The following is a 22,851-nucleotide window of genomic DNA, read 5'->3' as shown; positions in this document are numbered from 1 at the left end:
TAATTCGCCCCCTGTGCCGACATAGCTCAGTTGGTAGAGCAGCTGCCTTGTAATCAGCAGGTCACCAGTTCGATTCCGGTTGTCGGCACCAGAAAATCAAGGGGTTACGTGAAAACGTAGCCCCTTTCTGCTTTGTGGCGTTGCGTACGGGCTGGCAAGCGGGTTTCAGCGTTGATGGGCTGATTGGGACCGATAGTCATCCCGGTAGACTCGGGATAGTAAAGGCCCGCATGGTGTTTTGCTGCGCGAGCATTCTTGTTTGGAACAGCAAGCCCAACCGCTGCTTGAGCTTGCTCGGCACCCATTAAGCCAAAGAGTCAGATAGCTCATCCCAATTAGAGATAGTTTCCGCCCAAGCAGGGATGAATGCGTTCGCATGCGTAATCATTTTATTACAAAGACCCGTGCAGTATATATTTACCGATCCCTTATATCGCCGCCCTGGCTTAGCTTCGATGTTAATGAGATTCTTGGTAACGCTATAAAGCAACTTACCTTGTTTGCATATTGGACATTTCTTTCCTTTCAACAGCTCCAAGTTTCCATAAAAGATAGCCCTTTCCAGGCAATCGATTTCTTCTGCAAGCATTCCGTTTGATTGCATTTGGTTGTCCTTTCCAAGTAAGCGGTTGGCGTACTCAATTGCATAGGATTTTGCCATTGACCCCACAGTAGAATCCAAGTTTGATTAAAGGCTTGCAGGAAACAAGCCCATTGTTTTCGAGCGATGGATTTCTTACGCCATAAGCTCAATAAACTCCCGATTGGTTGAGCCAAGACCTTCTTGGTAAATATTTATTACCTTCGGACTCAGTGGGGGACCCCCTCCCCGACGTTCCGATACTCGCTCCGGCGTACTGGATTTTAATATCGCCATGATTTTTGTCCAAGCCAAATTCTGCGATTTCGCTTTGAATTTGTGCCTCGGAGCTACGTGCATATAAATATGCTTCATAGCTGTCATATGCACGATTGCTTTTGCTAAACTTCACAGAGTGCAGAGTTGTAGATACACTGTTTGGGACTACAGGTTACTCATCCTCCGAGTATGTGAAACTCCCGATAAAAACGGGGTCTGCAGCAACCAGCCTACAAACTAGGGAAGGATCATAATCGAAGTTATATTGCGCCGTGACCCATTTGGCTTCACTCAATCCCTTCTTACTTGCAGCCTCAACCGCACGCACAAGAAACGACCTTGAATAAGATAAATCACCTAGCAATCTATCAATCCCAGCTGTTTCAAAGTCTAAGCTATTAATTTCTTGATCATCAAGGCGGTAATGGCCGACTCCACACAAGTCCTGTAAAACATCTGCGCCCGCGTCTATTTTATCACCGAGTAAACCGATCCAGATTGATAGAACACCTTCACGCTCAAAGCCTTGGGTGTAGTACTCATCTTCATCAGAGTAGTCTTTCCTAGTCGTAATCATCCTCTCATTTATTCATGAAACCCAGATGGTAATGCTTTATAGCCTACCATTAATCCACTTTTCAGCCCGCGGCTGCATATTTGTTTTAAAGTCGCTCAAAGAACTAGAGGGGTCGCGGGGCAGGTCTCAATACTGTTCGGTTAGATTGGTTTCAACGGCTGCTACCGTGGATGAATCAGCTTGGGCTTAAGCATTGCTGCAGTGCAATCCAGACTCTGACGTCGTGGATAGCGATGATCGCGCTAACAATCTGACCGAATAGTATTGAGGCCAAACCACACATTCATATTTGGTTTATTTGCTGCCTTTTGAGATAAATTTTTTGACAGGTGAGCCATGTGTTTCAGCAAGGAAGTTCACGGGCCTGAAGAGCGGTTTCTTTGTGGATTGAGGAGATGTTCTATGCATTGGAGTCGGATCATCGAATAAACTCATTAAGTGCTTCGCTGTTGTTTAATTTTCCAATCCAATCTATTTCACTTTGTGTCTCTCCTCCTGTAACGGTGAAGACCAAAGCAAAGGGGTCATTGCTATTGTAAAAATATCCCTGGATTTTCATATTTTCCAATACAAGCACGCAGGCTTCATAAACTCTCTCCTTAAGTCTCTTGCTTGCTTCAGTTGAATGACTGCAATGTGCTTCTTCCTGCAATATTCTACATATATCTTGGAAGTGTTCGGCACCCTCGAACTCGTGATCCCACTCACCAGGGCTCCATCTATAATAGACTGCATCTCCTGGGTCGCTGTCAACGAGTTTCTCTAGGTTTTGAAGAGAATTTACCGCAGGGAAAATTGTGATGGCATCCGGGTCGGAATACAGAGCGTAACCGCAGAATTTTTGGTCGGGGTAACGCAAGCGAACACCATCGAAGGCTTGTTTGGCTGCATTTTCTATCATTAATTGCAGAAGGTGAAAATCCATTGCTTTCAAATCGCATCGATAATTAGCAAAAACAGTACGCACATAGCCAGAGGAGCCTCCAGTTATGCCGGCGGGCAATGCCCGGCGCCCGCCCAACCGTCACTGTTGCAAATGCCGATTCACCACCATCCAGTAAAAGCCGGCCTGCTTGGCCACGTCGCTGATACCGTCGAAATCGACCGGCTTTACCACATAGCTGTTGGCCCCCAGGTCGTAACTGCGCAGGATATCCGACTCCTCGCGCGAGGAAGTCATGACCACCACGGGGATGCGGCGGGTGCGGCTGTCGGCCTTGACCTGTAGCAGCACTTCGGTGCCGTCCACCCTGGGCATCTTCAGGTCCAGCAGTATCAGGCCGGGCATGGCGGCGTCCAGGTGCTGGTACTCGCCCTGGCGGAACAGGTAGTCCAGGGCTTCCTGTCCATCTTTCACCCAGGTAATGGTATTGGCGATGGTATTGCGCAGCCCGTACATGGTCAGCTCGGCGTCCAGCGGGTTGTCCTCTACCAGCAGTATGTGTATGTGCTCAATCTCTTCCATGGTGCTGCTCCTGCAAGATATTCAATGGCTGCGCGGTAGGGTGAAGTAGAAGGTGGCGCCTTCACCCGGAGTGCTGTCCGCCCATATGGTGCCGTTGTGGCGGTTGATGATGCGTTGTGCCAGGGCTAATCCTACGCCTGTGCCTGGGTAGTCGGCAGCATCATGCAGGCGCTGGAACACGCCAAACAACTTTTGCTTGTAGGCGGGGTCGAAGCCGGTGCCGTTGTCGCGCACATAGTAGGTATGCTTTTCGTCATCGCTGATGGCGCCAACCTCGATGCTGGGCTGCGCCTGCTTGCTGCTGAACTTGAGAGCATTGGACAGCAGGTTGACCCAAACCTGCCTGAGCAGGCTCATATCACCCAGGGTGTCGGGCAGGTTGTCCAGCCTGAACTGTACGGGTGGCCCCTGGTGCTGGCTTTCCAGGTGGCTGTAGGTGCTTTGCACCAGTGCCATCATGTCCAGCGGCTTCAGCTGCATGGCCTGCCGCCCCAATCGGGAAAAGGCCAGCAGATCGTCTATCAGGTAGCCCATGCGGCTGGCTTCGCTGCGCACTATGCCCAGCAGGCGCTGGCCCTCGGTGTTGAGCTGGGCGCCCTGATGCTGGTTGAGCAGGGCCGCGAAGCCGCCGATGGCCCTCACCGGGGCGCGCAAATCGTGCGAGACCGAATAGCTGAAGCTTTCCAGATCCTTGTTGACGGCTTCCAGCTCGGCGGTGCGCTCGGCTACCCGTTGCTCGAGTTCGGCATTCAGCTGGGCGACGGCCTGTTCTGCCGCGTAGCGATCGTCGGTATCGCTGATCCCGCCTATCCACTCCACCAGTTCGCCGGCCTGGTCAAACAGCGGGGCGGTGCGCAGGGTGATATGGCGATGTCGGCCTGAGCCGGCATGCCACAGGCGCGCAGCCAGCTCAAACGAAGCCGGCTGGCTAAGTGCTCTGGCCCAGGCCCGATCGAGATGGCCCTGGTCATCCGGGTGAAAGGCACTACGCCATCCCAGACCCTGGTAGTCGGCAAGGGCCTGGCCGGTATAGTCGGCCCAGGCTGGTTGTTCGGTGGTGAATCCGCCCAGCTTGTCGCTAATCCAGATGGTCACCGACATGGCAGTCAGCAGCGAGCGGTTGCGGCGCTCGCTGTGCTGCAGGGCCAGCTGCGTCTCGCGACGCTCGGCTACCTCATGTTCCAGGGCTTGCTGCGAGGCTTCGATGGCTTCGGTGCGGCGGCCTATTTCGGCCAGCATTTCGTTGAAGGCATCCACCAGATAGCCTATCTCGTCATCGGTACTCTTGTGGGCACGCAGGCTGAAGTCGCGGCTGCTGACCACCTGCAGGGCGGTGTTGCTGACCGATGTGATGGGTTTGCTGACATAGGCCTGCAGCCAGGTGGAGATCAGCAGGCTGGCCAGCAGGCTCAACAGGCCTACGCCCGCCAGGATGCCCAGATGATGCTCCAGTCGCTGCTGCAGGTCGTATTGGGCACGCAGATAGACGGTCCCCAGTATTTCCTGCTGGTTCACTACCCGTTTGTACAGCCACATCTCGTCATCTGCGGTCTGTATGCCATCCAGCCCTGGCAGCGTGGGGAATCGATGCGGCTGCGTGTGCTCGCGGGAATAACCGGCGAATAGTGTGCCGGTCGCGGTATATAGACCGGCTGCGATGATGCCGGGTTTGATCTTCAGCAGGGCCAGGTTCTCCTGGGCCACCTTGGGGTCGTTGAACTCCAGCGCGGCAATGCTGGCTTGCCCCAGTATCTCTGCCTGGGTATCCAGCTCGCTGCTGAGGTTCTGCCGGTATTCGTGCAGGTCGTTGTAGGTCAGCACCACCGCGGCGACCAGCAGGGTGCAGAGATTGCTGGCCAGCAGGGTCAGCAGCAGCTTGTAGCGTATGGAGCGCAAGCCGTATCGGAGCTTCATGGCGTGCCGTTCCTGACCTGCGTGGCAACGGCCAGCAAACGGGCGCTCAGCTTGAGCCCACTGTGCTCCGCCTTGCCCAGGGCGATCTCGAACCGTACCCGCTGATCGTGCAGGACAAAGTTGATGATGCTGCCGGCGGCCAGGGCGTTGGCCGACTCGGTTACCACCAGCACGGGTCGTGTCTGCAGTGGCTGTAGCAAGGGCTTGAGGTTGTCTGCCTCGCGCTTGCCGATGAAGAGTATGTGTATGCCGGCCAGGTCTGCCCCCGCCTGCAGGCGCTTGAGCGCCAGCGGGTGCTGCTGGCTGCTGCGGCCCGCCAACAGCGCTTCAAGCTCGTGGGCTACCGCATCGGCGCCCAGTACCCCGATGATCAGCGGGGCGTCGGGCGAGGTAAAGGCGCTATCCGGCCATTCGATATAGCTGCTGAACTTGTACAGGTAGGCCGCCTTGACCTTGTATTCCAGCGCGCCATCCGAGGCGGCGGCGACCATGGGCAGCAGGCAGCACAGCACCAGCAGGCACCATGTACACCAGCGCCGGGCAGCCACGGCATCAACTGGCCGTAGCCTGCAAATATGTGGGCGTGCGGCATGGTAGGGCGATGGCACACCGGGTCGGGGTATGCCTTGGTGCCTAGAATCGGTAGCGCAGCTGTACATGCGCCTCCCGTCCGTATTCACTGCGTGCCGGGGCGTTGGCGAACTCGGGGTGGCGGTCGCCCAGCAGGTTCTGGGCGGTCAGCGCCAGCTCCAGCCCTGGCTGGGGCGTCCACGACCAACTGGCATCCAGCGTGGTGTAGGCAGGTACGGCCGGCCGCGGTATGGCGCCCACCCTGCGCAGGGCCAGGTCCAGCGTCATATTGCTTGCCAGGTCGTGCTGCGAGCGCAGGTTCCAATAGTGGTTGGGGTCGGCTCCCATGTTCTGCGCACCGTTGTTGTCCCGGCTGTCGGCCTTGCGGCTCAGGCGCTTGTGCTGGGCCACCCAGCCACCGCTGAGTCGCCAGGAGGGCGATACCTGCCAGATGCCCCACATCTCCACGCCGGTGATATGGCCCGCTATCTTGTTGGACAACACGGCATTGCCGGCGCCGCTGGGGTTGGGCTCGCCGCTGCGCAACTTGTCGTAGCGGGTGTAGAACAGGGTGGTGGAATAGGACAGCACGCCGCTGGGCTGGCCGCGATAGCCCAGTTCGACCGTGTCGGCGATCTCGGCGGCAAAGTTGGGGCCACCGGCAATCAGGTAGGGGGCCACGGCCGGGACGTGAAAATCCCGGTCTATGCGCGAGGGTGCACGGACGGCGCGCGACACGGCTCCCCATAGCTGATGCTTTTCATCGAGTGCCCAATTCCAACGGAGATTGGGCATGGCCTCCAACCCGCTGTAGCTGTTGCGCTCCAGCTTGACACCCAGTATCAGCCGCAAGGTACTGCTCAGGCTGATCTCGTCCTGCACATAGAGGTGGCCCCAGTAGAGATCCTGTTTCTCCGGCAGGAAGGCAGAACCCCGGGTCTGTGCCCGGATATGGTCGCTGGCCTGGCGGTAGCCGGCCCCCCAGCTGAGTTTGTGTTGGGCGTTCAGCGGCAACTGATGCTGGTATTCCAGTTCGGTGGTGTTCAGCTTGTCGATAAAGGCAGCGGGTTGATCCCGCCGGGTGCGGTCGATATAGGCTTGCAGGTAGAACTGGCCACCCTGGTCCGATGCCTGCTCCCAGCGTCCCAGCAGATTGTGGCCTCGGGTCAGGATATTGCGGGTGCCAGCCTGGTGTAGTGCAGCCTGGTAGGTATCGCCCTGCAACCTGAAACCACCCTCCCAGTCGGCGCGAAAACCATACTGGTTGCGCCGCATGCCGGTGGCTGTGCGGGTGCTGTTGGCACGGTAGGTGTCGTCCTGTTCGGCATGCTTGGCGTACAGGCGGTAATGGCCGTTACCGGGCAGGGCGCCACCCCAGCGGACGACGCCATTGCCCTGCTGGTGGCTGCGATCCAGGCTGAGCAGGCCGCCCTGGGTGTCCTGCGCCCGCTTGCTGATGATATTGATGACACCGTTGACGGCATTGGCACCCCATTGCGTGGCGCCAGGGCCGCTGATGACCTCGATGCGGGCGATGTCTTCCAGCACCACATCCTGAGCATCCCAGAACACGCCAGAAAACAGAGGCGAGTAGATCACCCGGCCATCGATCAGTACCAGCATCTTGTTGGAGAAGGCATCGTTCATGCCGCGCGCCGAGACGGCATAGTTGCGCGCATCAATACGCGCCACCTGCAGATTGGGGGCTAGGCGCAAGGCTTCTGGCAGAGTGGTCTTGCCACTGCGGCGCAGGTCCTCGCCGGTGATGACAAACAGCGAGGCGCTGGTCAGTGACAGGGATTCGGCCTGCTTGGATGCTGAGGTGACCTCGATATTGGCCAGCTCTTCTATGCTGAGGTCGGCCAGCTCGGCCGCAGGCATGCCGTTGGCCAGCGTAGGCAGCGAGCACGCCAGGGCGACTACCCACAGGGCAGAGTGGTGGTTCAGGCGCACTGATCCACCAAGGGGGTCGTCCCGCATCGCTATCCTCCGGCTTGATTTATGGGTGGCGCCTGCTCTATCCGGCAGGTCTATCGACTATAGGTGTTGCCCTTGGTGACGCAAGTTCTAACTGTCTGGACTAGTGCAGGCGCTTTGGACTGCCTGGATGTATCTGATTCCTTGACTATTCCCTTGTCGCCAACTTGACTGCAAGGAGAGCAAAGCCATGCCGAAAAGGCAAAGGCCACACCTACCAAGACTTCCTGCAACGACGGGAGGCGCGGATCGCCGCTACGGCAGCGAGATCGGTATCGGAGAGAGGAAGTCTGTGTATGGTCATGCCGGCCAGTGCCACCGTTCCCATGCGCGAGCTGGTTCAGCAGATGGATTGGTCGCGCACCCCGCTAGGCGCCATGGCGCTCTGGCCGCAAAGTCTCCAGACCCTGGCGGAACTCTGCCTGGCATCCCGTTTCCCTTCGGTGATCTTCTGGGGGGATGAGCGGGTCCAGCTGTACAACGACGCCTACCGGGTCATCCTCGGTGCCAAGCATCCTGCTGCACTGGGCCAGCGTGCGGCTGACTGCTGGTCCGAGATATGGCATCTGATACGCGACATGATGGCCAGTGTGTTCGACAGCGGCGAAGCGGTATGGGTCGAGGCCTCCCCGTTCTCGGTCGAGCGCAATGGCTATCTTGAGGAAGCCTACTTTACGTTTTCCTATACCCCTGCGCGTGCCGAGGGCGGCGCGGTGGGCGGCATATTCGAGACCGTTGCCGAGGTGACCGAACAGGTGATCTCGCATCGCCGGCTGGCAGCACTGCGAGAACTGGGCGAGCAACTGGCCGCCCCTGGTTTTGACGAGGCCTGCGTACAGGCCGCCACGGTGCTGTCGCACCATCAACACGATCTGCCCTTTGTGCTGTTTTACCTGCTGTCCGAAGATGGCCAGACGGCACGTCTGGCTGCGCAGGCCAATATGGTGGCCGGGGCAGCGGGAGCGCCCCTGGAGATACCACTGGACGGCGCTGATGGATGGGCGCCGGGTGTGGTGCTGCAAGGTGGGCAAGTACTGGTGCGGCGCGATCTGTTCGAGCGGTTTGGCCACCTGCCAGGCGGACCGTGGCCGGAATCAACCACCACGGCTGCGATCCTCCCCCTGGTGCGCGCCGGCGCCGGCTTGCCCTATGGCTTGCTGATTGCCGGCATCAGCCCAAGGCGCGCGCTGGATGAGTCCTATATGGATTTCCTGCGCCTGACGGCACAACACCTGTCGCGGGTGCTGGGAAATGTCGATGCCTACCAGCATGAACGCCGGCGGGCAGAGCAACTGGCGGTGCTGGACAGGGCCAAGACGACCTTCTTCAACAATGTCAGCCATGAGTTCCGTACGCCGCTGACCCTGATACTGGGCCATGTCGAGTCGGCATTGTCCGAGCCGGGTGGCACGCTGGATGGTGACCATCTGCAGGCGACACACCGCAGTGCGGTGCGCTTGCTCAGCCTGGTCAACAGCTTGCTGGATTTTGCCCGCATCGAATCGGGTCGCCTGCAGGGGCGCTTTGCGCCGACCGATCTGGCTAGCCTCACCACGGGGCTGGCAGGCAGCTTCCAATCGCTGCTGGAGCAAGCCGGTTTGCGGCTGGTGGTGGATTGCCCGGCCCTGCCGGAACCGCTCTATGTTGATGCGGCACTATGGGAAAAAATCGTACTCAACCTGCTGTCTAATGCCTTCAAGTTCACCTGGCAGGGCGAGATAGGGGTAAGGCTGCGGTGGTTGGGGCAGGGCGCTGAGCTGGCGGTTTGGGATACCGGCTGTGGCATACCCGCCGCCGAGCTGCCGCGCATGTTCGAGCGTTTCCACCGGGTGGAGGGCACGCGCGGGCGCAGCTTTGAAGGCAGCGGCATAGGCTTGTCACTGGTGCAGGAGTTCGTGGCATTGCATGGCGGCCGGGTAACGGTAGACAGCGTGGAGGGGCAGGGCAGCCGCTTCAAGGTCTTCCTGCCCAGCGGCCGTGCCCATCTGGCTGCCACCCAGTGCCAGGATGAACCATTGATAGCTGCATCGGACGGCAAGCAGGCCTACCTGCTGCATGCTGCAACCTGGCTGGGGCAGCCCGCTGGTGGTCAGGCCGCCGTGGCGGCACTGCCTACCGAAGCTGCACCTTCCCATATGGCACGCATCCTGGTGGTGGACGACAACCTGGACATGCGTAATTACCTGAGCGGGATATTGTCTGCCCACTGGCAGATAAGCCTGGCGGTGGATGGCGAGGACGCGCTGACCCAGGCACTGGCGGCGCCACCCGATATGGTGGTCAGCGATGTGATGATGCCCAGGCTGGATGGCGTAGGCCTGCTGCGTGCGCTCCGGCGGGCCAGCGCCACAGCGCAGATACCTGTGCTGCTGTTGTCGGCCAGGGCCGGCGAGGAGCCGATGCTGGAGGGTATTGATACCGGTGCCGACGACTATATGGTCAAGCCATTCTCCACTCGCGAGTTGCTAGCCCGCGTACGCACTCATCTGGGCATGGCACAGCGGCGCAGGCAATGGGCCAGGGAGCTGGAGGGCGTCAATGCCGAGCTGGAGTCGTTCAGCTATTCGGTATCGCACGATCTGCGGGCCCCGCTACGCAGCATCGATGGCTTCAGCCGTGCCTTGCTCAGCCACGCCGGCGACAAGCTGGACGCCCAGGAGCAGCACTATCTGGCCCGCGTGCGTACGGCAGCGCAGCAGATGGGACAGCTGATAGACGACCTGCTCAACCTTGCCCGCATTACCCGGCAGCACGTCCACCGCGAGCAGGTGGACCTAGCGGCCGTGGCCACACGCTTGCTGGCCTTGCTGGCCGAGCGAGATCCGACGCGCCAGGTTGCCACCACCCTGGCCGGGTCGCTGCCGGTACAGGCTGATGCACGGCTGGTGGGCATCCTGATGGAGAACCTGCTGGGAAACGCCTGGAAGTTCACTGCCCGCCAGCAAGCTGCCTTGATCGAGGTGGGCTCAACATTACGAGACGGGCGCGCGGCATTCTATGTGCGGGATAACGGGGCAGGTTTCGACATGCGCTATGCCAGCAAGCTGTTCAGCCCCTTTCATCGCCTGCACGACGACAGTGAGTTTAGTGGCACCGGCATAGGGTTAAGCATCGTCCAGCGCATCGTGACCCGCCATGAGGGCCGGGTCTGGGCCGAGGCAACGCCCGGCCAGGGCGCCTGCTTTTACTTCACGCTGGAGGCCGCGGCATGAGCAACGAGCAGATCATCTTGCTGGTGGAAGACAGCGATGCCGACGCCGAGCTGACGGCCATGGCTTTCCAGGAGGCGCGCATAGGCAACCCCATCCTGCGTATGCGCAACGGCCTGGCTGCGCTGGATTACCTGTTTGCCCAGGGTGCCCATGCTGGCCGTGATGTGACGGATATACCGGCCGTGGTGCTGCTGGATCTCAATCTGCCACTGATGTCCGGCCTGGAAGTATTGCGGGCGATACGGGGCGACACACGCATACGGCATCTGCCGGTGATCGTACTGACTTCATCCAACGAAGATAAAGACCGGCTGGAGGCCTACGACCATTTTGCCAATAGCTATGTGCAAAAGCCGGTGGATTACGACCAGTTTGTCCAGGCGTCCCGCCAGTTGGGGCTGTACTGGCTGGTACTGAACCGTCCCGCGCCCAGGAGGGATGTATGAATGCCGATAGCTCGAATGCCGTGCTCAACTCGACAAGGCCGCCCATGTCGCTGACTGACTGCACACAGGGTGTGGCAACCGCCACCTTTGGCCGAGAAGGCGAACTGTTGCTGGCTAACCATGCCTGGCAGCTATTGATGCAGCGTAGCGGCGTGGGGCCGGCCAGCATGAGCAATCTGCTGTCGCCGCACCTGGCGCGGGCATGGGCGGGTGAGGTGATCAATACCCGCATTCAACTGACCGACCGGCAAGGGGTGGGCTGCGACTACCAGATAGCCATAGAAGGCTTGCAGGACCGCGAGGGTCAGGTGATTGCCCTGCTGCTGAATTGCCGCGTGGTACGCGATACGGCCAAGTCGGATGGCCGCGAGCAGCTGCTGCAGGCTCGCCTCGAGACCGTGACTCGTGAACTGGATGACCTGTGCTATTCGATTTCGCATGATCTGCGTGCACCGCTCCGCGCCATAGACGGGTTCTCCGGCATGCTGGAACGACGGGCGGCAGAACGACTGGACGAGGAGGACAAACGCCTGCTGGGCGTCGTGCGAGACAGCGGCCGTACGGTGTGCCGCTTGATCGACAAGCTCCTGCTGCTATCGCGTATCACCAATCAGCCGATGGCGCCGTCCACTACCGATATGACCTCGCTGGTACGGGATGCCTGGCTGGATGTAGGGGGGGAGTTCGGTGGCGCGTTCGAGGTGGACACCCTGCCCTCGGTCTGGTGCGACCGACCCCTGCTCAAGCAACTCTGGCTGCAGCTCCTAGCAAATGCCATCAAGTACCGGCAAGCAGGGAGCGATGCCCATATCACCATACGGGGACGGCGGGAGGAGGGCGAGTGCTTGTACGAGGTATGCGACAACGGTGTGGGTTTTGACCCGCGCTACGCCGCCAAGCTGTTCAAGGTATTCCAGCGTCTGCACGGGCCCGATGAGTTTCCTGGCGATGGCATCGGCCTCGCCATCGTGGCGCGTATCGCCAGCCGCCACGGTGGACGCGTATGGGCACAGGGGGAGCGGGGGCAGGGGGCGACTTTTGGCTTTGCACTACCGCAAGAGGCGCTTTTCCCTGCGCCGGGCGAAATGTATTCACCTGCCCGATCCGGGCATTGAGACGGATTTGTCATGGAGCGCTCACTGATCAAGGTATTGATGCTGGAGGATGTGCCGGCAGATGTGGAGCTGACCAGCGACGCATTGAGGCGGGCTGGCTTGGTGATGGAAATACAGCATGTCAGCAACGAGAGCGACTACCGCTCTGCCTTGCAGAGCTGGCAGCCAGACCTGATTCTGGGCGACTACACCTTGCCGCAGTATGACGGCCTCTCGGCCTTGCTGCTGAGGCGTGAGCTGGCACCCGATGTGCCCTTTGTGTTTGTGACAGGGTCGCTGGGCGAAGAGCGGGCGGTGGAAACCCTGCGGATGGGGGCAACCGATTATGTGCTCAAGCAGAATCTGGCCCGGCTACCGGTCGTGGTGCTGCGCGCGCTGGCAGAAAGTGATGCCATGCGGGACCAGCGCCGCATGCAGCAGGAGCTGGACCACGAGCGGCAGTTGCTGCGAGCGGTACTGAACACCACGGGCGCGTTGATCGTGGTGCTGGATAACGGGGGGCGCATCACCCGGTTGAATCCGGCGGCAGAGAGCGCAATAGGGCAGACGCAGGAGGCGGTGGCTGGGTTGGATTACTGGAACCTGTTTGCCGCTGAAGAGGAGCGCGAAGGGCTGCGGCAGCAGTTTGCCCAATTGGATACAGACGAGCCCAAGGAGGCAGGTGGGCATTCGCCCTGGCGCACTACTCTGGATGGCTGCCGCGCCATACTTTGGTCGGCCGGCCGGCTGCAGCGGCTGGGGTCGGAATCCGAATATGCAGTGCTGGCAGGCATCGATGTGACCGAGCAGGAGAAGGCCGAGCAGCAGGCCTATTTTCTGCGCCACTACGACAGCGTGACCGGCCTGCCCAACCGTGAACTGCTGCAACTGCGCCTGCAACGCGCCACGCCTAAGCGCGAGCCGGACCAGCTGGCGCTGGTGCTGATAGGGATAGAGCGCTTGGCGGAAGTGCGCGACAGCATGGGTATTGCCACCTGCAACCAGTTGCTGAGAGAGGCCTCGCGGCGCTTGCAATCCTGGCAGCAGGCGGGGGATTGGCTGGCCAAGGTGGGCGAAAACAGTTTTGCGCTGATGCTGGAAGTACAGGACGAGGGCGAATTACCCAGGCAGTTGCAGCGCATGCTGGATCAACTGCGGCAACCCTACCGCCTGGATCAGCGCGAGTTCTTCCTGCCCGCCTATCTCGGTGCCACGTTGCATAGTGTCGGGGGAGACCCCATGGCATCGGTACAGGCGGCCGAGGCCGCCTTGCACCGGGCGGTGTTCGATCAGGCATCGGGCTTCCAGCTCTACCGTGCCATCCTGTCCGACGAGGCGCATGAGCGCTTGATACTGGAAGGACAGTTGCACGAGGCGCTGCAAGGGGCTGGCCAGCTTGAACTGCACTACCAGCCGCAAGCCAGCCTGGCGTCAGGCCGTATCGTGGCGGTGGAGGCCTTGGTGCGCTGGCGTCATCCCACCCGGGGCCTGATTCCGCCCGCGCAGTTCATTCCGCTGGCCGAGGCATCGGGCTTGATCATCGCCTTGGGCGAACGGGTGCTGCACACAGCCTGCCAGCAGGCGGCAGACTGGCAGCGTGCCGGCCTGCCTGCCATCACCATGGCGGTCAATCTGGCATCGGCACAATGGGCGCAACCGGGCGCGCTGGTGGCCACGGTACGGTCTGCGCTATCCAGCAGCGGGCTGGAGCCGCAATGGCTGGAGCTGGAGCTGACCGAGTCGACCTCCATGCACGCACCCACCACCACCATCGAGGTCATGAAGCAGTTGCGCAAAATGGGGGTGCATCTGTCCATCGATGACTTTGGCACCGGCTATTGCAACCTCAGCTACCTCAAGCGCTTCCCAGTCGACAAGCTGAAGATAGACCGCAGCTTTGTCAGCGATATCACCACCGACCCCGATGACTTGGCCATCTCCCGTACCGTGGCGGCCATGGCGCACCAACTGGGGCTGGAGGTGGTGGCCGAAGGCGTGGAGACCGAGGGCCAATTGGCACTACTGGCCGAGGCGGGATGCGACCTGATACAGGGTTTCTACTTCAGCCGGCCGCTACCGCCCGATGCCTGTGCCAGCATGATGGCGGATCGCGCCACGCTGCCGCCCTGGCGCAAGGAGCGCGAGCAGCAGACCTTGCTGCTGCTGGACGATGAGCAGCACGTGCTGGCAGCACTGCGCCGGCTGCTGCGTAGCGGTAGTTACTGCGTACTGACGACCTCCAGCCCCACAGAGGCATTCGAGCTGCTGGCTACCCATGAGGTCGGCGTTATCCTGGCCGATCAGCGCATGCCGGAGTTGAGCGGCACTGAGTTCCTCAACCGGGTCAAGGATATGTACCCCGTAACCGTGCGCATGATCCTGTCCGGCTACACCGACCTGAGGACAGTCACCGAGGCCATAAATCATGGTGCGATCTACAAGTTCCTGACCAAGCCCTGGAACGATGAGCAGTTGCTGGCTGCGGTTGCCGAAGCCTTTATCAAATATGAGTTGGACAAGGATCGCCATGGATGACATCGAGCACACACCGGCCGCGCAGGCCGCGCTGGCGACATCGGCTACGGACATGCCGTCTAGGCAGGCCAATTTCTGGTCCAACCTGAGCTTGCAACAACGCTTCCAGCTGCTGCTGTTTTTTTGCCTGGGCTCGTTGGGGATATTGGGATTCATCGCCCTGCAAGGGGTGGAACAGGTATTGCCACCTGGCGAGGCCAAGCTCTATATGTTGCTGGTGTTGGTACTGGCCGTCGTCGGTGGGGTCTACCTGATTGCCATGCTGACCCGAGGGGCCAGGCAGGCGATTACCGAGATTTATGACGGGCTGAACGAGATCAACGACAACCATGACTGGGATTTGCGCCTGCGCGTACATGGTGACGATGAGTTCAGCAAGATCGCCGAGCGCCTCAACTACCTGTTCGAGAACATGGCGCAAATGGATAGGCATATCAAGAGCAAGACACACCGGCTCAAGGAGGCCAATGCGGCCTTGATAGACGAAGTGGAGGCGCGCCGGCAGATCGAGCAGGAACTGGAAGAAAAGGCCCATAGCCAGGCGCAACTGATCAAGCGGCTGGAAGCGGCGCAGAGCCAGTTGATCCAGGCGGAGAAGCTGGCCTCCATCGGCCAGTTGGCGGCGGGTGTCGCGCACGAGATCAATAACCCCATCGGTTTCGTGAACTCCAACCTGGGCACCCTGCGGGACTACACCCGCAAGCTGATAGGCGCGCTAGATGCCTACAAGCAGATGGAAAACATCGAGGAGGGGGCCAAGCAACTCATTGGGGAGCGCTACGATCTGGCCTACATCACCGAGGATGTGCCGGTGCTGGTGCAGGAGTCGATGGAGGGGATAGACCGGGTCAAGAAGATTGTGCAGGACCTCAAGGATTTCTCGCACGTGGATTCGGGTGAGTGGGTATCGGTCAATCTCAATAAATCGATAGACAGCACCCTCAACATTGTCCGTAACGAGATCAAGTACAAGGCCGACGTGGTGAAGGAATACGCCGAGTTACCGGAAATACAGGTACTGGGCTCCCAGTTCAACCAGGTGGTGTTGAACCTGCTGGTCAACGCTGCCCATGCCATCGAAAAGTTCGGCACCATCACGGTCCGTACCCGCTTGGACGCCGAGAATGTGTTTGTCGATGTGGTCGATAACGGCTGCGGCATTCCGCAAGAGAACCTCAAGCGGATATTCGATCCCTTCTTTACCACCAAGCCGATAGGGACAGGCACTGGCCTGGGGCTGTCACTGGCCTTCGGCATCATGAAGCGCATGCATGGCGAAGTATCGGTGCAGAGCGAGGTCGGGCAGGGCACCTGTTTCACGCTACGAATACCGGTCAATGCGGCTGAGCTGGACCAGGCCGCAGCGCAGGAAGCAGCCTGAGATCAACCCATAGCGATGACGGAATTTCCATGGACAGAGTACTGCTCGTGGTGGACGACGAAGCCAACATCCTGTCTGCGCTGGGCAGGCTGTTTCGCCGTGACGGTTACACCATCCTGTCGGCCGGGTCTGGCCAGGAGGGGCTGGCGCTGCTTAACAAGACGACGGTGGGGGTCATTATCTCGGACCAGCGCATGCCGGGCATGACCGGTACCGAGTTCCTCAGCCTGGCCAAGGAGATACAGCCCGACAGCGTGCGTATCGTGCTGTCAGGTTACACCGAACTCAATTCGGTGACCGATGCCATCAACCGGGGGTCGGTATTCCGTTTCCTGACCAAGCCGTGGGAGGACGACCTGCTGCGTGAGCAGGTGGCGGCAGCGTTTGCCCACTATGAGCTGAAGATCAATTACGAGAACCTGTCAAAAGAGCTGTTGCTGAAAAATGCAGCGCTGGAGAAAGCAACGCAATTGCTGGAAAGCGCGCTGGTAGGCGCCGAGGGGGAGCGTGACTTCGGCATGTCGGTGCTCAAGGTCACCCAGCAGGTGCTGCATCAGGCTCCGGTGGCTGTAGTGGGTTATGCCCAGGACGGCACGGTGGCCGTCAGTAACCAGATGGCTAGCCGCTTGTTCCCGGAGCTGTGTGTTGGCCTCGGCATCAATGGGGCGCTGCCGCCTGCCATACGCACCACGCTTGCCAGTGGCCAGGCGCAGGGCTACCACGCCATGCCAGATGGCCACCGCTACTTTTACCAAGCCACTCCCTTCAAGGTCGGCGATGCCGAGCTGGGCATGATACTCACCCTGATTCCCTTGCTGGATAACGCTGAAAAGACAGGACTTGATCGATGACTACGGCGCCTGACGAGACCCAGGCAGGGCCTGCTTCGGCCGCCGAAACCTGGCTGAAGCAGCATAGCGGAGAGCTGCCCAAGTTCAATCCGGCCTTTGCCAGCCTGATTGCCAAGCTTGATTGGGAGGCGGGCGATGTGCATGAGCTGGAGCGCGTGATCGCGACGGACCCCGGCAGCGTGGTATGCCTGTTGCGGGTCGCCAATTCGCCGTTCTTTGGCCTAAGCAAGCGGGTGGACTCGATACGGCATGCCTTGACGGTGCTGGGTATGTCCTCGGTACGCAGCATCGTGATGCGCGGCTATCTGCTCGATACCTTTGGCCTGCAACTGGATGACCAACTGGCCGGTGACCTCGTCACCCACTCTATCGTGACCGGTCTGGCCGCACGTGAACTGGCTGGTGTGCTGAAGGCCCCCGAAGATGTCGCCTTTGTGGCGGGCATGCTGCACGGTGTGGGTAAGCTGATGCTGCTGGTTTACGCGCGAGAGCTGATAGAGCGGATTTATCAGGATGGGGCGACCGCGACCGGCTATACCGCGGATGAGATGGGTGTGCTGGGCTTTGATCACATCGAGTTGGGGGTGCTGACACTGAAACTATGGCATATGCCCGACAACATCATAGAGGCCGTGCGCGACTACCAGGACATAGGTCGCTGCGATACACCGCTCAAGCAGACGCTGTTCGCCGCCTACCAACTGGCGCGTTATCTGGAGTGCCTGCGGCGACAGAACCGGGAAGAAGCCGAGAGCTTGGGGCTGCAGCTGGTGGAGAGAATAGGCGAGAAGCGCTTTGGTGGCGTGGTGAAGCGAGTCAACGCCGAGGCGACAGCGATGTTTGCGCTGAGCGCTGGATAAGAAAACGGGAGCGCGCCATGGATGCGAATGTACAGCCAGATACCCCTGCCGCCGTGAGCGGCCGACGACCTGTCATCCTGTTTGTCGATGACGAGGCGAACATCCTGTCTGCCATGCGCAGGCTGTTTCGCAGTGCCGACTACGAGGTTGCCACGGCCGGCAGCGGCAGGGAGGCGCTGGCCTATCTGGAACAACACCCAGTCGATATGGTGGTCTCCGACATGCGCATGCCGGAGCAGAGCGGGGCGGAGCTGCTGTGCATCGTCAAGGAGCGCTGGCCGGATACCCTGCGCATCATCCTGACCGGTTATGCCGACATGACCGACACCATGCGTGCCATCAATCGGGGCGAGATCTATCGCTATCTGCTGAAACCCTGGCAGGACGACGAGTTTGTTGCCGTGGTCAGGGATGCGCTGGTGGTGAAATCGCTCCGCGACGAGAAGGCAAGGTTGGAGCAACTGGTCAGGCAGCAGAACCGGGAGCTGGAGCAGAAGGTCAAGGAGCGTACTGCTGAGCTGCAGAAGGCCATGGGCCTGCTGAGCAACGCGCACGACAGTCTGAAGAAGAGCTTTGTCACCTCGATCAAGGTGTTTACGTCTCTGATTGAAATGCGGGGCGGCAGTATAGGCGGGCACTCACGCCGCGTGGCCGACCTCGCCAAGCAACTGGCCAGGCATATGGGGCTGAGCGATGCGGATGCGCAGGAGATCATGGTGGCGGGCCTGCTGCACGATATCGGCAAGCTGGGCCTGCCCGACAAATTGATACAAACCCCCTATGTCCTCTTGAGCCCGACCGAGCGGGCCGAGTATGAGAAGCACACGGTCAATGGCCAGGCGGCGTTGATGGCACTAGAACAGCTGCAGAAGGCGGCATTGCTGATACGCCACCATCACGAGCGCTTTGATGGCAAGGGCTACCCGGATGGGCTCGCCATGGAGCAGATACCCATGGGCGCACGCATATTGGCACTGGCCAACGATTTCGACTCATTGCAGAGCGGTACGCTGGAGGAGCACGCCTTGAGCCGGGACGATGCCTACAAGAGCATCATCGCCCACGCCGGCAAGCGCTACGACCCTGCCGTGGTGGAGGCCTTCACCACATTGCTTGGCAATACGCTGGCAGAGCCGATACGGGTGGAGATGGCCATGCGCAGCAGTGAGCTCAAGCCTGGCATGGTGTTGGCGCGCGACCTCAGCACCCAGGCAGGCATGCTGCTACTGGCCAAGGATTACCCCCTGGATGAGCGCCTGATAGAGCAGATATACAGCTTCGAGCGCAGTGCGCGGCAACCCTTGCCGATCTATATCTATAAGCCTGAAGAGCCGGCACCTCAGTAGCGGAATCTGAAAACAGGATGGGCATAGCCCGGAGGAAGCGATGTTCTACATACTGGTGGTCGACGATGAGCCCGGCATACTGAGCGCCCTGCGCCGCAGCCTCAATAATCTGGATGATGAGCAGGGCAACAGCATACCGCTGACGGTGGATTGCTACGCCGACCCGATAGAGGCGCTCAAGGCGGCAGATGTGAAGGCCTACGACGCCGTGATCTCGGACTACCGCATGCCGGGGATGAATGGCGTGGAATTCCTGCTGTTCTTCCGCACCAAGCAAAAGGATGCGGTGCGCATCCTGCTTTCGGGCTATGCCGATATCGACGGCATTATCGGTGCCATCAACGAGGCGCAGATATTCCGTTACATCACCAAGCCCTGGCATGAGGGCGAGCTCAAGCATGTTCTGCGGCAGGGCCTGGCCACCCGGCAGCTATTGCAGGAGAACAAGCGGCTGGCCGACATGGTGCGTGCCGAGCAGGCCAAGGTAAACAAGCATGAGTTGCTGCTGGCCAGGCTGGAAGCCGAGAGCCCCGGCATCACCCAGGTAAAGTGGGGGCCCAATGGCGAGGTGCTGCTGGATGAATGATTGCGCGGACAAGGGGATGCCCTATGCCGGACAGCGCAGGGGCCAAGCACGGGCAAAGGCGTGCTGATGCTGTTCAAGGCGCTGAGGGCCTATCGCCAGGAGAGCCCGCTGAGCTGGCGCCTGTTGGTGTTCATCCTGGGCTTCAGCGCCTTCGCCGCCTTGTTCTCCAGCGGTGTGCAGCTGGCGTTCAATTATCGGCAGGAGGTATCGCAGGTCGATCTGCGCATACAACAATTCAATTATGTGAATCAGGCGGGCCTGGCTGCTGCTGTCTGGAATTTTGACCGTTACCAGATCAGCAGTCGGCTCAACGGCTTGGTGAACCTGCCGGACATCAAATATGCCGAGGTGGCCGACCCGCAAGGCAAGCCTATGATCGTGGCGGGGGTCAAGCCCAGCGTCCTGCCAGGCAAAGTGCACCGGCTGGATCTGACCTATATGGACAGTACAGGGCTGACGACTCAGGTTGGACAACTGATCGTGATTCCCTCGCTGACTGGCGTGTACGAGCGGGTGCTGGATTATGGCCTACTGATTGTGGCGGCCCAAAGTGCCAAGACTTTTTTCGTCTCGATCTTCATTCTCTATATCGTCACGCAATGGATCAGCCGCCCGCTCACCTTGCTGTCGAGGCAAATACGCGAGCGCCATATCGGCAATCTGGATCAGCCCTGGCATCTGTCACGCCCCCGCTGGGCCGGCGAGAATGACGAGCTGAATGTGCTGGTCAGTGCCTTGAACAATATGCAAGAGACCTTGCGTGGCGAAGTGGCGGCGATCCGCCATATACAATCTGCACTGCAACAGTCGGAAGAGCGCAACCGTGCCTTGCTGGAAACAACCCATGCCGTGCCCTGGATAGCCGATTGCCAAACCGCGGTGTTTAGCTATATCGGGCCGCAGTGTGCAGAAATACTAGGCATAGAAACCACGGCATGGCTGCAGGCAGATTTTCTGCTGCAGCGTACCCACCCGGACGACTATGCTCTGTTGATGACGGTCTGGCAGGCAGAGGAGACCACTGCCTTGCAGCACGAGTTGCGACTGCGGCGGGATGACGGGGGCGAGCAATGGGTGGCCTTGCATGGTGGCCGATTTGCGCAGGACGGCGTGTTCCGTGGTTATCTGTTGAATATAGAAAAGCAGAAAAGCGCCGAACTGGCGCTGCATAACTACCAGGAGAAGCTGGAGCAGCAGGTGCGGGAACGTACGGTGCAATTGCAACTGCGCAATACCGAATTGACCGAGCTGAACAATCGCTTGGCCAGTACCCAATCACAATTGCTGCAATCCGAGAAGATGGCATCCATAGGCCAGTTGGCTGCGGGCGTGGCGCATGAGATCAATAACCCGATAGGCTTTGTCTCATCGAACGTCAATACGCTGAGTAGCTATGTGCTGGACATACTCGAACTGCTGGGGCGGTATGAGGCCAGCCAGGCCCAGTTGACCGAGCAGCAACGTGAGGACATTGCCCGCTTCAAGCAGAATATTGATTTCGAGTTCCTGCGCCAGGATATAGACGATCTGCTGGTGCAGTCTCGCGAAGGGCTGATGCGGGTCAAGAAGATCGTGCAGGATCTGCGTGAATTTTCGCGGCTGGATAATCAAGACGGCTGGCAGCTGGTGGACATACACCAGTGCATAGACAGCACGCTGAGCATCGCCCACAACGAGATCAAGTACAAGGCAACCGTGAGCAAGGATTACGGCGACCTGCCCGAGATCTATTGCCAGCCAGGGCAGATCAACCAGGTGCTGCTCAATCTGTTGGTGAATGCGGCCCAAGCCATGCAGGTGTCAGGCCATATCGGCATACGTACCGGGGTGGAGGGCGAGCAGGTGTGGCTGGAGATCAGCGACGATGGCGACGGTATCCCAGCCGAGGTGCTCCCCCGGATCTTCGAGCCCTTCTTTACCACCAAGCCGGTGGGCAAGGGGACGGGGCTGGGCCTGTCGATCTCCTATGGCATCATCCAGCGCCACCGTGGGCAGATCATTTGCCGTAGCGAGCCAGGGCACGGTACGACCTTCCGCATCGTATTGCCTATCCAGCCCGAGCCGATTGAGGGCGCCTAGCGCCGTACAGGCATCCCTATGGGCAGGAGCACGATGGCAGGGCCAGAAAGGCCCTTACCGGGGTAGCTGATAGGCCGGTTCGGCCTGAGCCATCAGCTGGGCTGCCTGCAGAAAGCAGGTTTCGTCCCCCAGGCTGATATCGTCGTACTGGACGCGCGTGGTGCCTAAGCTGCCGTCTTCGGATTCTTCGCCAGGGGTGACGCCCCAGCGTATCAGCTGGCCGCTATGGTGCAGTGCCATGCTCTGGTAGTCCGTCGTGGCGATTTCACGGTAACCGTGGCCCATGGGCGTGGGCAGTGCCTGCTTGGCATCCACGGTATGGCCCAATTGGCCCTGGCCGTTGTGGCCCCAGGCCCAGAGCGTGCCATCGTGCTTCAGCAGCAAGGAGTGCAAGGCACCAGCGGCAATGGCCATGCAGCCACGTGCTATCTGTACCGGCCGAGCCTGGTCGACCAGGCTGCCATCACCCAACTGACCGTCGCCATTGTAGCCCCAAGCCCAAAGGCTACCGTCGCGCTTCAAACCCAAGCTATGGAAGCGCCCCGCTGCAATGGCGCAGAAGTTACGCCCCACCAGCACCGGCCGGCGCTGATCCTGGCGGCTGCCATCGCCAAGCTGACCATAGCGGTTGTCGCCCGACGCCCACAACGTGCCGTCACGGCGTAGCTGCAGCTGATGCCACAAGCCATGCGCCATCATGCTGGCCACTTGTGCCGAAGGGGTATCGCCCATCAGGCGATGCGGCGGGGTGGCTGGTGTGCTGAGATGCTGCAGGCTATCGAATTTCATGCGGTCTGGTCCTGGCGGGATAAAGCGGGCGGCCTGTTTATCTTGGGGATGGCAGCCCATAAGAGCGCTTTCAGCGCCCCGGTTTTGTCGCAATACGGCGCTGTTTAAGACAGTTTCTCTTTGCATATCAAAGCTATGCTGTGTCGAAATTGGCCGTTCGCGCATGGTCTTGCTTGGAGCCTGAGGTGCCGGAAGCCACCTTAAAGCGGCGCCATTATGCCTATAGCATTGGTAGAATGCTGTGAGGGAAATCACACCTGCGGTTATTTGTTGGTTTATGCCAACAGCATTGTGCGGTGCGGCTTATACT

General features: G+C 59.8%; 17 protein-coding genes and 1 tRNA gene. 11 read left to right on the top strand and 7 right to left on the bottom strand.

Going from position 1 to position 22,851, the window contains the following annotated elements; genetic code table 11:
• The first annotated feature begins 15 nt into the window (after positions 1-15).
• A tRNA-Thr gene (locus QWZ03_RS07175) sits at positions 16-91 on the top strand.
• A gap of 940 nt (positions 92-1,031) precedes the next feature.
• On the opposite strand, the gene QWZ03_RS07170 is transcribed toward QWZ03_RS07175, so the two are convergent.
• The 6 genes from QWZ03_RS07170 to QWZ03_RS07145 form a co-directional block, all read right to left on the bottom strand.
• Positions 1,032-1,436, bottom strand: a complete 405-nt coding sequence (locus QWZ03_RS07170; protein WP_290332106.1) for a hypothetical protein — start codon at positions 1,434-1,436, stop codon at positions 1,032-1,034.
• Positions 1,437-1,854: 418 nt separating this feature from the next.
• Positions 1,855-2,439, bottom strand: coding sequence for a DUF4303 domain-containing protein (locus QWZ03_RS07165; protein ID WP_290332105.1), 585 nt, complete (start codon positions 2,437-2,439; stop codon positions 1,855-1,857).
• A gap of 21 nt (positions 2,440-2,460) precedes the next feature.
• Positions 2,461-2,901 carry a response regulator gene (locus QWZ03_RS07160; RefSeq protein ID WP_290332104.1) on the bottom strand — a complete coding sequence of 147 codons (441 nt, stop codon included), beginning with the start codon at positions 2,899-2,901 and terminating at the stop codon, positions 2,461-2,463.
• 21 nt (positions 2,902-2,922) lie between these two features.
• Positions 2,923-4,815 carry a sensor histidine kinase, YfiR-like protein-associated gene (locus tag QWZ03_RS07155; protein WP_290332103.1) on the bottom strand — a complete coding sequence of 631 codons (1,893 nt, stop codon included), beginning with the start codon at positions 4,813-4,815 and terminating at the stop codon, positions 2,923-2,925.
• Positions 4,812-5,327, bottom strand: coding sequence for a TOL_0243 family YfiR-like periplasmic protein (locus QWZ03_RS07150; RefSeq protein WP_290332102.1), 516 nt, complete (start codon positions 5,325-5,327; stop codon positions 4,812-4,814). The genes QWZ03_RS07155 and QWZ03_RS07150 overlap by 4 nt, the downstream gene beginning before the upstream one ends.
• 121 nt (positions 5,328-5,448) lie before the next feature.
• On the bottom strand, positions 5,449-7,365 hold the full coding sequence (locus QWZ03_RS07145; protein WP_290332101.1) for a TOL_0244 family TonB-dependent receptor: 1,917 nt from the start codon (positions 7,363-7,365) through the stop codon (positions 5,449-5,451).
• 293 nt (positions 7,366-7,658) lie between these two features.
• On the opposite strand from QWZ03_RS07145, the gene QWZ03_RS07140 reads away from it, so the two are divergent.
• The 10 genes from QWZ03_RS07140 (at position 7,659) to QWZ03_RS07095 (ending at position 21,752) form a co-directional block, all read left to right on the top strand.
• Positions 7,659-10,574: an ATP-binding protein gene (locus QWZ03_RS07140; RefSeq protein ID WP_290332100.1), complete on the top strand. Its 2,916-nt coding sequence runs from the start codon at positions 7,659-7,661 to the stop codon at positions 10,572-10,574.
• A complete protein-coding gene (locus QWZ03_RS07135; protein ID WP_290332099.1) occupies positions 10,571-11,020 on the top strand; it encodes a response regulator in 450 nt (149 codons plus the stop codon). Before QWZ03_RS07140 ends, QWZ03_RS07135 begins: the two co-directional genes overlap by 4 nt.
• Positions 11,017-12,135, top strand: coding sequence for a sensor histidine kinase (locus QWZ03_RS07130; RefSeq protein WP_290332098.1), 1,119 nt, complete (start codon positions 11,017-11,019; stop codon positions 12,133-12,135). Before QWZ03_RS07135 ends, QWZ03_RS07130 begins: the two co-directional genes overlap by 4 nt.
• A 12-nt stretch (positions 12,136-12,147) precedes the next feature.
• Positions 12,148-14,649, top strand: coding sequence for an EAL domain-containing protein (locus tag QWZ03_RS07125; protein WP_290332097.1), 2,502 nt, complete (start codon positions 12,148-12,150; stop codon positions 14,647-14,649).
• On the top strand, positions 14,642-16,030 hold the full coding sequence (locus tag QWZ03_RS07120) for an ATP-binding protein (protein WP_290332096.1): 1,389 nt from the start codon (positions 14,642-14,644) through the stop codon (positions 16,028-16,030). Before QWZ03_RS07125 ends, QWZ03_RS07120 begins: the two co-directional genes overlap by 8 nt.
• 29 nt (positions 16,031-16,059) lie before the next feature.
• A complete protein-coding gene (locus tag QWZ03_RS07115) occupies positions 16,060-16,881 on the top strand; it encodes a response regulator (RefSeq protein ID WP_290332095.1) in 822 nt (273 codons plus the stop codon).
• Positions 16,878-17,741 carry an HDOD domain-containing protein gene (locus QWZ03_RS07110; protein WP_290332094.1) on the top strand — a complete coding sequence of 288 codons (864 nt, stop codon included), beginning with the start codon at positions 16,878-16,880 and terminating at the stop codon, positions 17,739-17,741. The genes QWZ03_RS07115 and QWZ03_RS07110 overlap by 4 nt, the downstream gene beginning before the upstream one ends.
• Positions 17,742-17,758: 17 nt before the next feature.
• Entirely contained in the window at positions 17,759-19,087 is a 1,329-nt protein-coding gene (gene nosR, locus QWZ03_RS07105) for a response regulator c-di-GMP phosphodiesterase, NosR family (protein ID WP_290332093.1), read from the top strand.
• A gap of 40 nt (positions 19,088-19,127) precedes the next feature.
• Entirely contained in the window at positions 19,128-19,673 is a 546-nt protein-coding gene (locus QWZ03_RS07100; RefSeq protein ID WP_290332092.1) for a response regulator, read from the top strand.
• Between the two features lie 66 nt (positions 19,674-19,739).
• Positions 19,740-21,752, top strand: coding sequence for an ATP-binding protein (locus tag QWZ03_RS07095; protein WP_290332091.1), 2,013 nt, complete (start codon positions 19,740-19,742; stop codon positions 21,750-21,752).
• A 54-nt stretch (positions 21,753-21,806) separates the two neighbouring features.
• Here the strand turns inward: QWZ03_RS07095 and QWZ03_RS07090 are convergent, their stop codons facing one another.
• The gene (locus QWZ03_RS07090; RefSeq protein WP_290332090.1) at positions 21,807-22,541 is read right to left on the bottom strand and encodes an RCC1 domain-containing protein; all 735 of its coding nucleotides are present in this window, start codon (positions 22,539-22,541) and stop codon (positions 21,807-21,809) included.
• Between the last annotated feature and the right edge of the window lie 310 nt (positions 22,542-22,851).

The sequence above is a fragment of the Chitinimonas viridis genome, from assembly GCF_030409555.1.
GTDB lineage: Bacteria > Pseudomonadota > Gammaproteobacteria > Burkholderiales > Chitinimonadaceae > Chitinimonas > Chitinimonas viridis.
The sequence above is the reverse complement of the archived record's forward strand: the minus strand, read 5'-3'. Positions and strand labels throughout refer to the sequence as shown.